Here is a 13,474-nt window from a genome sequence, read left to right as displayed (position 1 = left end):
GTTACAGAAGTTCTGCGTACATCTTGTTTTGTCCAATATGCTGATATAAAGAGAGCCTTTTTGCCAAGTGCAGAAAGGCTCTTTTCTTGTTTATAGCCTTAGATTTGTCTCTTCTTTCCATTCTTTATAACTTTAAGAGAGTAGTAAACCTTAAATGCTATAGGGTATGGAAGAGAGGGATTTTATCAAGAGAGAGATTGAGAAGATCGGCGTTATTATGAGAGCGATATGGGGCTATCTGTTTGGGGGCAAAGATCGGACGGCTACCACGATTGGGACGGAAGTGGTGATGTCGAAAGATATGTTGAAGAAAGAGATGAACTTCGATGTGGATGAGTTTTTGCTTTTAGACGAATCGGAGAGCATCGAATACTTAAAGGGCTTTGAGGGGTTGGATTTTCACAATCAGGAGAGTCTGGCGGATATTTTAGCCGAAATCGGAAACCGAGAGGAGCCACACGCTTCCAAGCTCTATTTAGGCAAAGCCCTTTTCTTGTACGAACTGATCACGAAACAGAGTCAAACCTATTCTTTCGAGAGGGAAGAGAAAGCTGCAAAGATAAGGTCGCAGTTGTAGTATTGTCGTAGCTCCTTTTCTTTTTCGTCGTTTGGTGTAAAATAAATCTTTTAAGCCTTTTTACTTCTTCGTTTTATCGGGTTGTAAAAAGGCTTTAATCGTATTATGTTTTACGAACCGGGGGCTGTTTTGTGAAAATCAACACTTGATTTGTAGAAATCAAAGCACGACTTGCCGAAATCAAGGCTTGATCTTATATATTATATTCGTTCAGACAAAGATTTGAATCTTTATAAAGAAATATTTATATCCTTTTATCGAATATTTATATCTTTGCAAAAAGCTGTCCGGATTGTGAAAAATAGAATAAGAGAGTCCGGATAACGATCTGACTACAATAAAAACACTTTGTTTATGAAAGGACTACATTTCTCTATCTCCTTGTTAATAGCTCTGCTTGCCCTTAGCGGTTGCCGGAAAGGAGATCTTCAAGAAATAAAGGGAAACGAGGAGAGAATCATCAAGGTTTTGGTCGAGATGCCCGAAGAACCGGCTTTAAGAGCGGAAGCGGGAGAGAATACCGAGGGCAATAAACTCTTGCTTCGTTGGAGGAGAGGGGAGGAGTTGACCCTTTTATTCAAGCAGGAAGATGTTCTAAGTGAGCTCATCAAAACTCCTTTGGAGAATATTTCTTCTGACAATAAGAGTGCAACTTTTGAAGTGAAGCTTCCCAACACCATTGATGCAGAAAAGCCTTATACGCTTTATGCTTTTTCATCTTTTCCGGGAGAGGGAATAAGCGTGAAGGATGGACGGATAATGATGGATATAACACCCATTGTGGGGATGAAGTTGGAGGATGTGTCTGTCCCGGTTATGTCTGTTGTCAGTCTCTCTGATGGGAAACAAGAGGTACGGGCGATGTTTTCGGTTTTTGGCACGATAGAGTACATCCGCCTTCGTAACGGATCCGATAAGGCGTTGAATATCTCTTCCTGCCATCTTGCCGGAGTTGGAGGAGCAGAATGGAGATATATGCCGATGGGCGACAGATATTATCATTACGATCTTTTTGAGAATAAAGTTGTAGAGTCCGATGGGGCTAAAAGTATTATCACCCCGAAAAAGGTTACAAATATAGCGCCCGGAGAAGAGGGGCTGTTTGCTTCGTGGTTTTATCCGCTTGAGAAAAGTTTGCCGGTCATGCTTCTCCGGGTTAAGTCCGCAGACAGTGAAGAAGCCATCTATTCGGAAAATTCAAAACCGGCAAAAGCCTTCGGGATGGAACCGGGTAAGGCGTACAGAGTGCGAGCAGAATGGACAGGACGCTCTCTACAAATGAAAGGACGAGATGTGATCCCGACCGATACTCCATTTATTACAATGGTAACCGCCAAAGAGACGGGGCAGACCATTCGTCTGCTTTTGGCTGCGAAAGAAGAGAACAGATCCAAGATATGGATAGACCTGAATGGTAACGGGCTTTTGGACGAAGGAGAAAATGATATTGTTTGGGCTGATTTTGACGACAACTTTAATAACGATGAGTATAAAGAGTATCGTTTTTCTTCTTCAAAAATCACCATTTATGGTCCTGTTACAGCTTTGGAGTGTTCCGGAAACAAGCTTAAGGAATTGGTCGTGAACGGAAGAGAGAGTCTGGAGATGCTATCTTTTTACGAAAATAATCTTAGCACTTTGGATTTAAGCCTCTGTAAGAGACTTAAGTATCTGGATTGTGAAGACAATGCAATCTCCTCTTTGGACATCAGTATGTGTAAGGAATTGAACGTTCTGTGGTGCTCCAATAACGGGATTAAGGCTCTGGATGTGAGCGAATGCAAGGATCTGCGCGTGCTGGGATGCTCGAAAAATGAGCTTGAGGAGCTGAATATAGTTGAAAATAAAAGACTTCAAAACCTCTCTTGTCATGGAAATAGACTCTCCTCTTTGGATGTAAAAGGGTATAGTTCACTTGAAAGGATAAGGTGCGATGGCAACAAACTCTCTTCTTTGGATCTGGAAGGCTGCATCGGTTTAAGGAAGCTTTACTGCTTTGAAAACAGCATATCTTTTTTGAATATCAAGGATTGCAAAGCATTGAATACCCTGTGGTGCAACAAGAATATGCTCTCTTCTCTGGACCTTTCCGTATGTCTCTCTTTGAAAGAACTCTATTGCGGAGATAACAGTCTGACGGAATTGGATGCAAGTAACCATGAGAGTCTGAGACTTCTTGAATGTCATAATAACCTCCTGACCTCTTTGAAAGTAGAGAAATGTGTTGCTCTGCAGGAGCTTTATTGCGATGAAAATAAACTTTCGGTCTTGGATGTGCGAGACTGTAAAGCGTTGTCCCGTTTCTGGTGTCAGAGTAATGAACTGGAGATACTGGATGTCAGCTCTTGTCCTAATATCGCCGATTTGCCTTGCCAGAATAATAAATTGAAGTCTCTAAAACTGAGCAGAGACCCTTCTTCCCAGTTGAGCTATCTTACAATGCAGGAAAACAAAATGGATGCTTCGGCATTGAATGCCGTATATGAAGCTCTACCCAATAGGGAGGGAAAGGAGATGGGCATTATCGAAGCTGTAGATAATGATGGTTATGCTACCTCCGATGTGAGTATAGCCACTGCAAAAAACTGGAAGTTTCAACCTTATGTCGCCGGTTCTTCTACACCGATCCGAAGAAAAGAGCTCAAATAAGTATAAAGATAAAGGGAGAAAATCCGATGCGGATCTTCTCCCTTTTATTGTTCAATAACAAACTCTTGTTTGTCGAGCCGGGTATCAGTTGGTTTTATGCAGATACTTCAGCTCCGATAGCTGCTTGTTGGCTTCCACTATCTTATTCTTGAGATTCCTCTTGTAAGCCTTGAAGCGAGCGCGTAATTCCGGATCTCCCACAGACAAGATCTGTACTGCCAAAAGAGCGGCATTGAGAGAAGCATCTATTCCAACCGTTGCAACGGGAATGCCGGGAGGCATCTGTACAATGGCAAGAAGGGCATCGAGCCCTTGAAGAGATGCGCTGATAGGAACACCGATTACGGGAAGAGGAGTCATGGAAGCGATCACGCCACAAAGGTGAGCCGCCATCCCTGCTGCTGCAATGATGACTTGTACACCCCTATCTTCGCATTCGGTAGCAAACTTTTCTACCTCTTGCGGTGTGCGGTGTGCGCTTAGCGCTTGTATCTCAAAGGGCACCTGCATCTCTTCCAAGAGATCGGCTGCTTTCTTCATCATGGGCAGGTCTGAAGTGCTACCCATGATTATGCTTACACGAGGGGTCATCATTTACCGATTAGAGCCTTATAGTCTGCTGCTGAAAGGAGAGCTTCTACATCGGCAGGGTTAGCAACTTTTACTTTTACTATCCAGCCTTCTCCGTATGGATCCGAGTTGACCAACTCAGGAGTATCTTCGAGAGTTTCGTTAGCTTCGAGCACTTCTCCTGCAACAGGCAAGAAAAGATCGGATACAGTCTTTACCGCTTCGATAGAACCAAATGTCTCTTCTGCTTCGAGCTCGTCTCCTACAGTGGTTACATCTACAAAGACGATTTCTCCAAGCTCGCTTTGAGCGAAGTCTGTTATACCAATGAAGGCAACATCACCCTCTAAGCGGATCCACTCGTGATCTTTTGTGTACTTTAGATTTTCTGGAAAGTTCATAATTCTAATGATATTGGTTTTATTGTTATAGTGAATATTTGTTCTGCTTTTTTCAGCTCCTCAAAGATACAAAATTATATCTCTTTACGAAGTCTTGCCACCGGTATTCCTAATTGTTCTCTATACTTGGCTACGGTACGGCGAGCAACATTCAGTCCTTTCTCTTTCAGCTGCGCCACCATAGCTTCATCGGAGAGTGGAGAGCTCTTGTCTTCCTGCTCTATCAGCTCTGCCAAAAGTTCCTTTACATGTCTGGTCGAAATCTCTTCTCCGGCATCGGTCATTGTTCCTTCCGAGAAGAAATGTTTTAGCGGAAAGGTTCCGAAAGGGGTCTGAACGTATTTCGTGCTGGTTACTCTGGAGATCGTGGAGACGTCGAGACCTGTTGCATCGGCAACATCTTGAAGGATGAGGGGTTTGAGATAGGCTACATCTCCCATGATGAAATACTCTTTCTGCATCTCCACTATCGCCTGCATTGTAAAAAGAAGTGTCTTCTGACGCTGGCGGAGAGCTTCTACGAACCAACGTGCATCGTCTATCTTCTGTTTCACAAACCGGGCAACCTCTTTTTTCTGCTGCGGAATGCGTCTGATGTCTCCGCTGTATTCGCTCATCTGTTGAGTGAATGTTGTATTGACACGCACCGGTGCAATCCCGTCATTATTGAGGGATACCGTAAACTCATCATCGTGTTCTTCCACGATAAAGTCGGGTACAACGGTAAAGAATGTCTCTTCAAGACGGGTATTAAAGTCGAGTCCGGGTTTGGGATTGAGGTGTGTGATCACTCGGATGGCTTCTCTCAGCTCTTCATCCGTAAGATGCAGACGAGAGATGATCTTGTCGTAATGTCTGTTGGAAAACGGCACAAACATCTGCTCAAGAATCTTTTTGGCTGTTGCTACGGCAGTTGTTTCTTCTCTTCTTTCCAGCTGTAACAGCAGACAGTGACGGAGATCTTCTGCTCCAATACCGGGAGGATCGAGAGTCTGCATAACGCTTAGAACATGTTCTATGGTCTCCAAATCTGTGTTTATACCCATCCGTATGGCAAGATCGTCTTGTATGGACAGGAGATCTCGCCGCAGATAACCATCGTTATCAAGGCTTCCGACAATGTAGCGAGCCACTTCCACCTCTTCGCCGGAGAGTGATGTCAGGGAGAGCTGAGAGAGCAGATGGTCTTGCAGAGAGCTTCCTTCCGTGAAAGGGATCTCCTCTCGCGGCGTGCGATGTTGCTCTACTTGTCGGAGTTTGTACTCGGGAACATCATCTATGGAAGCGTAGTCGCCGAGTATGATTTCATCTTGAGAGATCGGCTCAAGCTCTTCGTTGTCGTTCTCTTTTCTTGTATCGTCATCCTCTTCCACTCCTTCTTCCAATGCCGGATTGATTTCCAATTCGCTCTGTATCCGATCTTCAACCTCGACATTGGAGAGTCCGATCATCTGCATGAGCTGTATCTGCCGAGAGGTGAGTCGGGCGGTCTGTCGCTGTTTGAGCTTCTGGTCGTTCATGTAGAGTAAGATATTTAGAATGGATAGCCGATGGCGAGGTGGAACGAGAAAGCATCTTTCCAGATCTTCTTCCCGAAAGTGTTGAAGTATCCATTGATCCCGGTAGAATAAGGAGCATGGAGAGCCACTCCGGTATCGAATCTGATGACCAGATAAGAGAGGTCGTATCTTATGCCTAAACCTGTTCCCAAAGCGAGGTCTTTGAAGAAAGACTTTCCGGTGAGCACTCCTCCCGGTCGGCTTTGATCTTCTCGCATCAGCCAGATATTGCCGGCATCTATGAATGTTGCAAGCTCAAGGCTTCCGAAGAGCTTCCTCCGATATTCGATATTTCCTTCAAGACGGATGTCTCCGGTGCGATCCATGAAGTTGTAGATGCTGTATTCGGTGGGACGATATGAGCCCGGACCTATCGTGCGGACATTAAAAGCCCTGATGCTATTGGCACCACCGGAGTAAAACTGCTCCGTATAAGGTGCCACCAACATATTTCCATAGCTGTATATAGCCCCGGCAAAAAGTCTGGTTGCGAGCTTCTCTTTGCTGTTCCAGCTGTACGCATATCGCATCTCTAAAGAGCCTTTGACAAACTGTGCAAACGGATTGTTGATAAATGTCTTCTGTTTGGTGAAAGGTTCTCCTCGTAGCGCATAGATGGTGCTGAGGATATTTCCTGCTTCCGAAACGGATGCCTCTATGGAGAATGTATGAGGAGAGTCTCCGTCTATCTGCTCATATCCGAAAGTGTATCCTATAACCGGGATAAACTGGTCTTGGAAAGATAGTGCAAGAACCGGGTTGGCAGAGATGATCGAATCGAATTTAGCCGTTGTGCGCAACAGAGAATTGTAGGTTACTCTGATAGGGATAATGGTATGGCGTACACCTCTCTGCGGTTCGATATTGTAGGCAATGCGACCGGAAAACTGCCCCAGTCTGTAAAAAGATGAGCGGTTCAGAAATCCTCCGGTGATGGAAAAAGAGGTCGTTGCAGGTATCTTTTGAAATCTCTTAGGCAGGAACGGCAGCATGATGCGAGGGAATGTGAGGGAGGAGTTAACGGATATACCGTAGCTGTTGATATCCCATGAACTGCCGGGCAGATTGCTTTTTCTGGTTTCCCATTCGTAGTTGGTGCCCACCTGCATAGAGAGAAGTTCACCTCCTCTAAAGAGATTCTTTTTGTTGAGAGTCAAGGATAGTCCCGGACCTAACTGATTGTTACTTTTGCTTTTGAATACCGTTTCAAGCTCTGCGTAATAGGGGAGATCCGCTTGGGAAGATATTGTAACATTGAGCCTGTTCGGTATAGAGTCTGAAGGTGTGTAGTTCACATCGGAGAAAGAGAACGTGTTCAGTGTAGCCAAAGATTGTACCGTGCGATTCTGATAAGAAGCATTGTACAGCTTATCTTTTATGAATCGGATCTTACTTCTAAGCACTCCTGCTCTTACGGGGATCTTCTTATTGAAGCGGAAAAGTACGCCGTCCAGCATCAAGCTGTCCGTTAGAGGAGATCGCTCACTATCGTACACATTATAACTGATATTCCCTATATACCAGGGCTGATACGCTCTCGGATCTGCTTTATTAGAGAGATTGACCTTCAGATGAACACCTTTTTCTCGCAAGGTTGTATCTGCCTGATAGATGATATTGTCCGGTCTGAAATAGTAGTAGCCCTGATTTTGCAACAGTCCGGCTATTCTGTCTCGTTCTGCTTCAAGAGTTGAAATGCTGAAAGGACGCTTTTTCTTAATCAAAGAGATCGGGGCAGAAAATAGATCCAAACTGTCCGGAGTAACAATGTCAATATCGTACTCTACACTATCTATCACGTGAGGAGCTCCTTGTGAAACGTAATACTGGACAAGAGCCTGCAGAGAATCTTTATTGTAGATAAGATTATGACTTACGGATGAATGAAAATAGCCATACTCTTGTAGGATTTGCTGAGCGATGGTGGAACGTCCGGACGGATTGACATTAGAAACAAAGATAGGCTTTGAGGATAATGTTTTCTCCAACCAACGGGTAAAAGTATTGCTTTCGTTACCTATCTTTTCATTGAAATAGAAACCATAGGTAAACGGCAACCTTAGCTTCGTGTGTCCGAAAAGGCTTCCGTTAGGTGCTTTCTTCAGAGCATCTTCCGCTTCTTCCAGTGCACGGGAAGAGTGCCTTGGGTATGTCTTATCCTTCTCTTCCACTTTTATTTTTTCCATCCCAAGGTAGAACGTCTCTCCTTCCGGGACATATTTGCTCGCAGAGCAGGCTGCAATCAAAAAGATTACAGCGATGGACAGAAAGGCATAAAGGCTATGACGTCTATTGTTTCTTCTCATCTTTCGGTTCTTCTATTGCTTTAGGTGCGGGCGTTACAGGCTCTTCCTGTATCTTCAAGAGTATTGGCTTGGTCTTGAAGTTGAAGAGATCTTTCAGTCTGTAAAGCCTTCTTCTCAAAACATAGCCGGCTCCGGTCTCGATGACTTCACCGTCCAATATGTTTTCATAGTCTTTCTTGTGGAAAAGACGAAGATAGTGAGTGCCTGCCTGATCCAACCTATAATCCAACGATATGTTGTCTATAAAACTTTGGTTGGCACTCTTGTTCGGATTGGCTGTTTCTACCTGTCCACCGATCTGAAGCGTTATACGATCGTTGTAGAACTTCTTTGCAATCGAGTAGGAGTAGTTTGTTCCTCTTTTTCCTTCGGCATCTTGCTCTATTCCTAAGTTTATATCCGCATTGATAAGATCTCCCACCAAAGCATTGAACTCTTTTGTTACAAGAGACATCAGCGTACTGTTCACATCAAAACCGGAAGCACCTGCCTGCGTAGAGCCTAAGTAAGTACCGAGAGACAGGAGCATCAGAGCCTGGCGAGACTTTTCTTCGTCCGTCATGGCGGCTATGTTGTTTCTCAGAGTAAGATCTTCCGGAGCATCCAGAGTGAAAAGAAGGGCAAGATCATTCACTCTGTTCTTTGCCACGACGCTGACATCAAAGTTGACCTTCCTTTTCGGTTCACCCGGCAGAGCCACTGTCGAAGAGATCCGTTCCGTAGCCTTAAAGTTGATGAACGGATTCATCACATCGCCACTCCAAGAGATATAGTTTCCTCTATCCACCTTGAACTTCTTCGAGATGATAGGTGCTTGGTTTATGGCAATAAATCCATCGTTGAAGTTGTATGTCCCGCTTAGAGACATCTGCCCGTATGGCGGGTATCTGAAGTTGAGATCTCCTCCCCCTTGTACCTGCACGGCATTACTGCCATCTGCGGTAATCTCCGCACCCAAAGATACTGCCGGATCTACGTGAAGAGCGAGCGTTACATCCAATCCTCCCAATGAGAGCGTGTCTACATCCGTTTTTTTTGCCGTAAAGAGAGTGTCTCTAAATTCCGTAAACTCTATAAGACCATCAAAGCGATTTCTTTTCGAGAGTTTGGAGTCCTTTAGAATATAGGTGAGGTTCGTGTTTCCATTGATCGAAAGAGCACCTCTCACTTTCATTGTAGAAGCAGGACCGGAGAGACTTATATCGGTACTCACGCCGAGGCGACCATATAAAAGAGTCTGTTGGGTGCGCTTGGAGTCTACGAGCAGTACATCATTTCCTCGCAGGTTCAGTTTTAGCTCGTTGTCTCCGGTCAGTTCGACAGAACCATTCAACATGAGTGAAGTATTGTTGAGAGTCTGAATCGTGAACCTGTCCAAGCGAATCTTATCGTTGTCTATCCGGATCGGCTTCGAGTCTATGCCGTATCTGTTGTTCAGAGCAGCAGAGTACACGCTGCCATCCTTGATGGAGAGATAACCCTGCATCTTGGTCGGCTTCATCAGCTTGATGTCTCCATTTCCCGATGCATTGGAGAGTTCGGCATCCACATTTCCGGCAAGAGAGACCAGATCGTCCGGTAAGAACGGATTCGCCTTAGAGATTGGGAACTTATTCACAACCAATCTCCAAACCGGATCTACCCCCTTGTTTTTAGAGATGAATGCCTCTCCCGTTGCGGCATTGACGCCATCCAGCTGTACATCCATTGCGGCATAAGAACCTCCGCTTACCGGCTCATATACTCCCATAACCGCTATATCTCCCACTTTATTCTTTTGGAAGTGGAACTTGTCCAACGATGCTTGAGCGATGTATTTATCTCCATCCGATCCTTTGATCCAGCGTAAGTCTGCATTCAAGATACCATCCATGTTCGGAACGACTCCCAGATTCTGAATCCTCTTAAGATCAAACTTTTGTATCAAAGCGTTCATAACATATTCGTCTCTCACGTATTTCGTGTCGAGAAGAATCTTACTCTCCGGATCATCCGATGCTTTAAGCAGAACGTGTGCCTCTATATTCTTGTCCGGTTTGAGCGGTATCTTCACATAGCTTTTACCATCATTCAAGAACTTATTGTACACCAGTACGGGCGGATCCGGTGTTAGCGCAAACGTAATATCCTCTCTGTTCCACTTCGCACGAACGCCCAGCAGAAGCAGATCTTTCGATTCTTTATCTTTCAGATTGGCAAAAAGCTCGGCATGTTTCATATTGGTCGTAAGGTTCACAAACGCTTCAAAAGGATCCTGATTCCTGAACTTCTGTTTGTGAACAGCCCCTACGGCATAAAACATAGTGGTATCTTGGAATATGGTTAAGTCCATTTCGTCTATTCTGAATGTGTCCTTTTGGAAGCCATTCAGATAAAACTCTCCGGAAAGTCCGCTGTCGGAAGAGGTGCGAATATCGAGCGTGGTACTCTTCCAACCATATCTGTGTTCGTCCAGATAGGAACGTATAGGATTGTTACGCCCCATGGAGAAGGAGATATTCGCATCCGGATAGTGTTCTATCCAGTGGCTTATGGAGTAGTTGTTCGTGGTATCTGTCGTAAACAGAGAGATCTCTTTGCTCACACTCTTTATGCGATTCAGAAAGTCATTCAGTCCGTTCTTGGAGTTGAACGATAGCACGAGATCGCCCGAATTGACTTTCGCCATCAGACTTTCAGCACTGCTTCGAGCAACAAGATCCAAGTTGGTCGGTCTTATGATCTTTCTATCCGTCTCTATGACGCAGTCCACGATTTTTCCCTCTATATCATACTTCTGCTTTGTATCTGTACGGACGGCAGCGAGGAGCTTGAAGGTCGAGCCCAATACCGGTCCGGAGCCGAGGCCTATCAGGGACGGCACTATGGTATCCACCTCAAGGCGGAGAGAGGCATCTATATCCTCTTTCGCCAACCGGGCATCCAGCTGTCCCATCAGCGTAACGCCCTCCGCTTCCGAGTTCAGTGCCGCAAAGAGCTGCTGCTGTTCGAGCTGAGAGACCATTACGATATTGCCCAGACTCTTGTGGTTATAGGTGAGAGTGTCGAGAGACATCTCCAGACGTGCAAATGTTTTCGGGGAGAACGGATCTTTGCCTTGCCCTTCTATCTTGATGTGTGCCTGTAAGTCGCCAATGGTGTCTTTCGGTAAAAATTGCTGTACCGACAGTCTGTTCGTTTGGGTTTCAAGCTCAAAGCGTTCCGACTTCAAACCATACTTTCCGGCAGCTTCAAGAGAGCCTCTTGGCGTTTCGAGTCGGGTGGTGAGATCTATCAGATTGTTGCGGTAAGAAGCATCGGCAAACAGGAATATATCGCTTGGTATGGTCCATCTGTCGCTTGTCAGCCCCATCTTGTCCAGATACTCCATGAGTCCGGACTTCGTTTGCGCTTCCAATCGGACGTTGCCACTTCGACGCTTCTCGTTCAGAGGGAGCCGGGCAGAGCCGTTCATCAGCAGAGATACCGCTTCTTTGGCCTCAACCTTACCGTTGAACCTCACTCTTTCCTCGATCTCTCCTGTCGCATCTACTTCTATTGTTATCGGATTTTCAGGCAAAGAAAAGCTTTTAGGAAGCAGGAATGCCGCATCTTCCGGATAGATTTCGCCGAAAAGATTAAGAGCAACCTCCCCGACGGAGTCCGGCATCCATTTGTGCATCGGAACGGAAGCATTTGCCGTTATGAAGCTCTTTTTTAGCCGTATCTCAAGGTCTTTTACGTTGGCTTGTCTCTCGTCTATATCAAGTGTCGCTTTCAGATCTTTCATTTCCCAAAGATCCGCACACTTGAAGTGCCCTTTTGCGATATTGCCTTTGACGTTCAACGTATCGTAATAGATATCGTACCCTCTCACGTCTATCTCCCACGGAAGAGCCAGGAACTCCACATCTTCTACCGGCTGAAGGACATCCACTCCGCCTTTTATGCGGGCATACTGCACAAAATAAGACATCTTTCCTACATCCGCAGCTATTCCTCGTATGACGGCTCTATCTACACAAGTGGAGAAGAAAACGGTATCGCTACCCATACTCATGCTGTAACGAACATCTTGTATGCCTATGTCTTTGGCCGTAATCATCCAATTGTTTGGGACGGAGTCTTGGGGCTGATTCTCTTTCATCTCTCCCAGTGAGAGGTAAAGGTCTGCACCATTCAGATCCAAGTCTCTAAGGTGTATGCGTTGATCTTTAAGCCTTATCTTCAGTCCGCTTCCTCTAAGCTGATGCACGTATCCGTCTATTCGGAGTACGCTATCCACTATCGGCATATGAATGCGCAGAGAGTCCAGCTCCAAAATGGAGATCGGAATATCTCCACTCAGAAGCAGAGGGATGGGGATCTCTACATCTATCCGTTTGAGCGAGGCAAGCGTATCTTTCTGCTCCGGATCTACTGCGAAGACATCCGATAGATGGACTTTTGCAGGGAATTTGATTCGGAACTTTCCTATACTGAGATCCACTCCCAATAGGGGAGAGAGCTGTTCGGATGCCACTCGTGCGGCAAACTGCTGCACTCCGGGGATGTAGAAAAGAGCGGACAGCAGGAATGGCAAAGCGATTAAGATGCCCACAATCCACAGTAGCAGGCGAAGCCATAGCCGTCTTTTCTTCTTTTTGGGAGAGATCTGCGGCTCTTCCTGCAAAGATGGGTCTTTGCGGTCTGCTTCTTCGTTATTGTCGGGAGAGGATATTGGTTGCTGTCTCTGTTCTGACATAAAAGTTTGTCGTAAGCTCTTAATTCAAACAAAGATAGCAAAAAAATCGGAGCAGCAGCGGGATTTTCCCTCATATCTTCTCGCTTTTTGTCTCTATCGAAATATGCTCATGAGGCGTTGATAGACAGAGAAATAGGGTGCTAAATGCTTTGGGTTGGAGCATGAAGCTGCATGGCGGATTTTGATTTTAAGCTTTTCGGATGCATTGTATCCGCTTTTTGATCGTGCCGACTTTCTACTCTCTTGGGGTATAAAAGTCTGCTTTCGGGGTGGGAGTTTTTATATAAAAACGGATTGAAGAAAATCTTCATTGTAGAACTTTATCCGGAATGATTTCAGCTCATTCCTCTTGTTTGTTTTGAGATAATATTTTGATAATCATTCAGATATGAAGAAATCTCAAATTCGGATAAAAATTTTTCTCAGTCCGTTTGATGGGCTCTTTTCGAGTTAATAGCTGTAAATTTTAACACCCACACCTGTAAATGTTTCCTAATAAAGAAATCTGCCTTTTTAGGTGCTTTTTAGGATAAAAATATGTAGTTGTTTGATTATTAGTGTTTTAGTTGTTTTGGCTAAACACGTTAATCGAATCCGGTAAACGTGTTTAATGAAATCGGTAAACGTGTTCATTGAAAAATTAAACACGTTAAGCCGAAAGAATATAATATATAAAAACAGCGATGCAA

General features: G+C 45.0%; 7 protein-coding genes. 2 read left to right on the top strand and 5 right to left on the bottom strand.

Annotated elements, in window-relative coordinates; translation table 11 throughout:
- Window positions 1–166 precede the first annotated feature (166 nt).
- Entirely contained in the window at window positions 167–577 is a 411-nt protein-coding gene (locus JT26_RS05090) for a hypothetical protein (RefSeq protein ID WP_036847032.1), read from the top strand.
- 354 nt (window positions 578–931) lie between these two features.
- Window positions 932–3,226, top strand: coding sequence for a leucine-rich repeat domain-containing protein (locus JT26_RS05085; RefSeq protein WP_036847028.1), 2,295 nt, complete (start codon window positions 932–934; stop codon window positions 3,224–3,226).
- Between the two features lie 84 nt (window positions 3,227–3,310).
- Here JT26_RS05085 and purE read toward each other — a convergent pair whose 3' ends face one another.
- The 5 genes from purE to JT26_RS05060 all read right to left on the bottom strand — a co-directional run bounded on the left by purE (window position 3,311) and on the right by JT26_RS05060 (window position 12,785).
- A complete protein-coding gene (purE, locus tag JT26_RS05080; RefSeq protein ID WP_036789340.1) occupies window positions 3,311–3,817 on the bottom strand; it encodes a 5-(carboxyamino)imidazole ribonucleotide mutase in 507 nt (168 codons plus the stop codon).
- Entirely contained in the window at window positions 3,817–4,197 is a 381-nt protein-coding gene (gene gcvH / locus JT26_RS05075) for a glycine cleavage system protein GcvH (protein WP_036847025.1), read from the bottom strand. Before gcvH ends, purE begins: the two co-directional genes overlap by 1 nt.
- Before the next feature lie 74 nt (window positions 4,198–4,271).
- Window positions 4,272–5,717 carry an RNA polymerase factor sigma-54 gene (gene rpoN, locus JT26_RS05070; protein WP_036847022.1) on the bottom strand — a complete coding sequence of 482 codons (1,446 nt, stop codon included), beginning with the start codon at window positions 5,715–5,717 and terminating at the stop codon, window positions 4,272–4,274.
- Window positions 5,718–5,731: 14 nt separating this feature from the next.
- Window positions 5,732–8,062, bottom strand: a complete 2,331-nt coding sequence (locus JT26_RS05065; protein ID WP_036847019.1) for a BamA/TamA family outer membrane protein — start codon at window positions 8,060–8,062, stop codon at window positions 5,732–5,734.
- Window positions 8,046–12,785, bottom strand: a complete 4,740-nt coding sequence (locus JT26_RS05060) for a translocation/assembly module TamB domain-containing protein (protein ID WP_036847016.1) — start codon at window positions 12,783–12,785, stop codon at window positions 8,046–8,048. The genes JT26_RS05065 and JT26_RS05060 overlap by 17 nt, the downstream gene beginning before the upstream one ends.
- Window positions 12,786–13,474: the final 689 nt, after the last annotated feature.

The sequence above is a fragment of the Porphyromonas sp. COT-108 OH1349 genome, assembly GCF_000768755.1.
Classification (GTDB): domain Bacteria; phylum Bacteroidota; class Bacteroidia; order Bacteroidales; family Porphyromonadaceae; genus Porphyromonas_A; species Porphyromonas_A canoris.
The sequence above is the reverse complement of the archived record's forward strand: the minus strand, read 5'-3'. Positions and strand labels throughout refer to the sequence as shown.

What these genes read in the sequence shown, in the direction of transcription:
- JT26_RS05090 (WP_036847032.1), top strand. Translation starts at nt 167, where the DNA reads ATGGAAGAGAGGGATTTTATCAAGAGAGAGATTGAGAAGATCGGCGTT.
- JT26_RS05085 (WP_036847028.1), top strand. Translation starts at nt 932, where the DNA reads ATGAAAGGACTACATTTCTCTATCTCCTTGTTAATAGCTCTGCTTGCC.
- purE (WP_036789340.1), bottom strand. Translation starts at nt 3,817, where the DNA reads ATGACCCCTCGTGTAAGCATAATCATGGGTAGCACTTCAGACCTGCCC.
- gcvH (WP_036847025.1), bottom strand. Translation starts at nt 4,197, where the DNA reads ATGAACTTTCCAGAAAATCTAAAGTACACAAAAGATCACGAGTGGATC.
- rpoN (WP_036847022.1), bottom strand. Translation starts at nt 5,717, where the DNA reads ATGAACGACCAGAAGCTCAAACAGCGACAGACCGCCCGACTCACCTCT.
- JT26_RS05065 (WP_036847019.1), bottom strand. Translation starts at nt 8,062, where the DNA reads ATGAGAAGAAACAATAGACGTCATAGCCTTTATGCCTTTCTGTCCATC.
- JT26_RS05060 (WP_036847016.1), bottom strand. Translation starts at nt 12,785, where the DNA reads ATGTCAGAACAGAGACAGCAACCAATATCCTCTCCCGACAATAACGAA.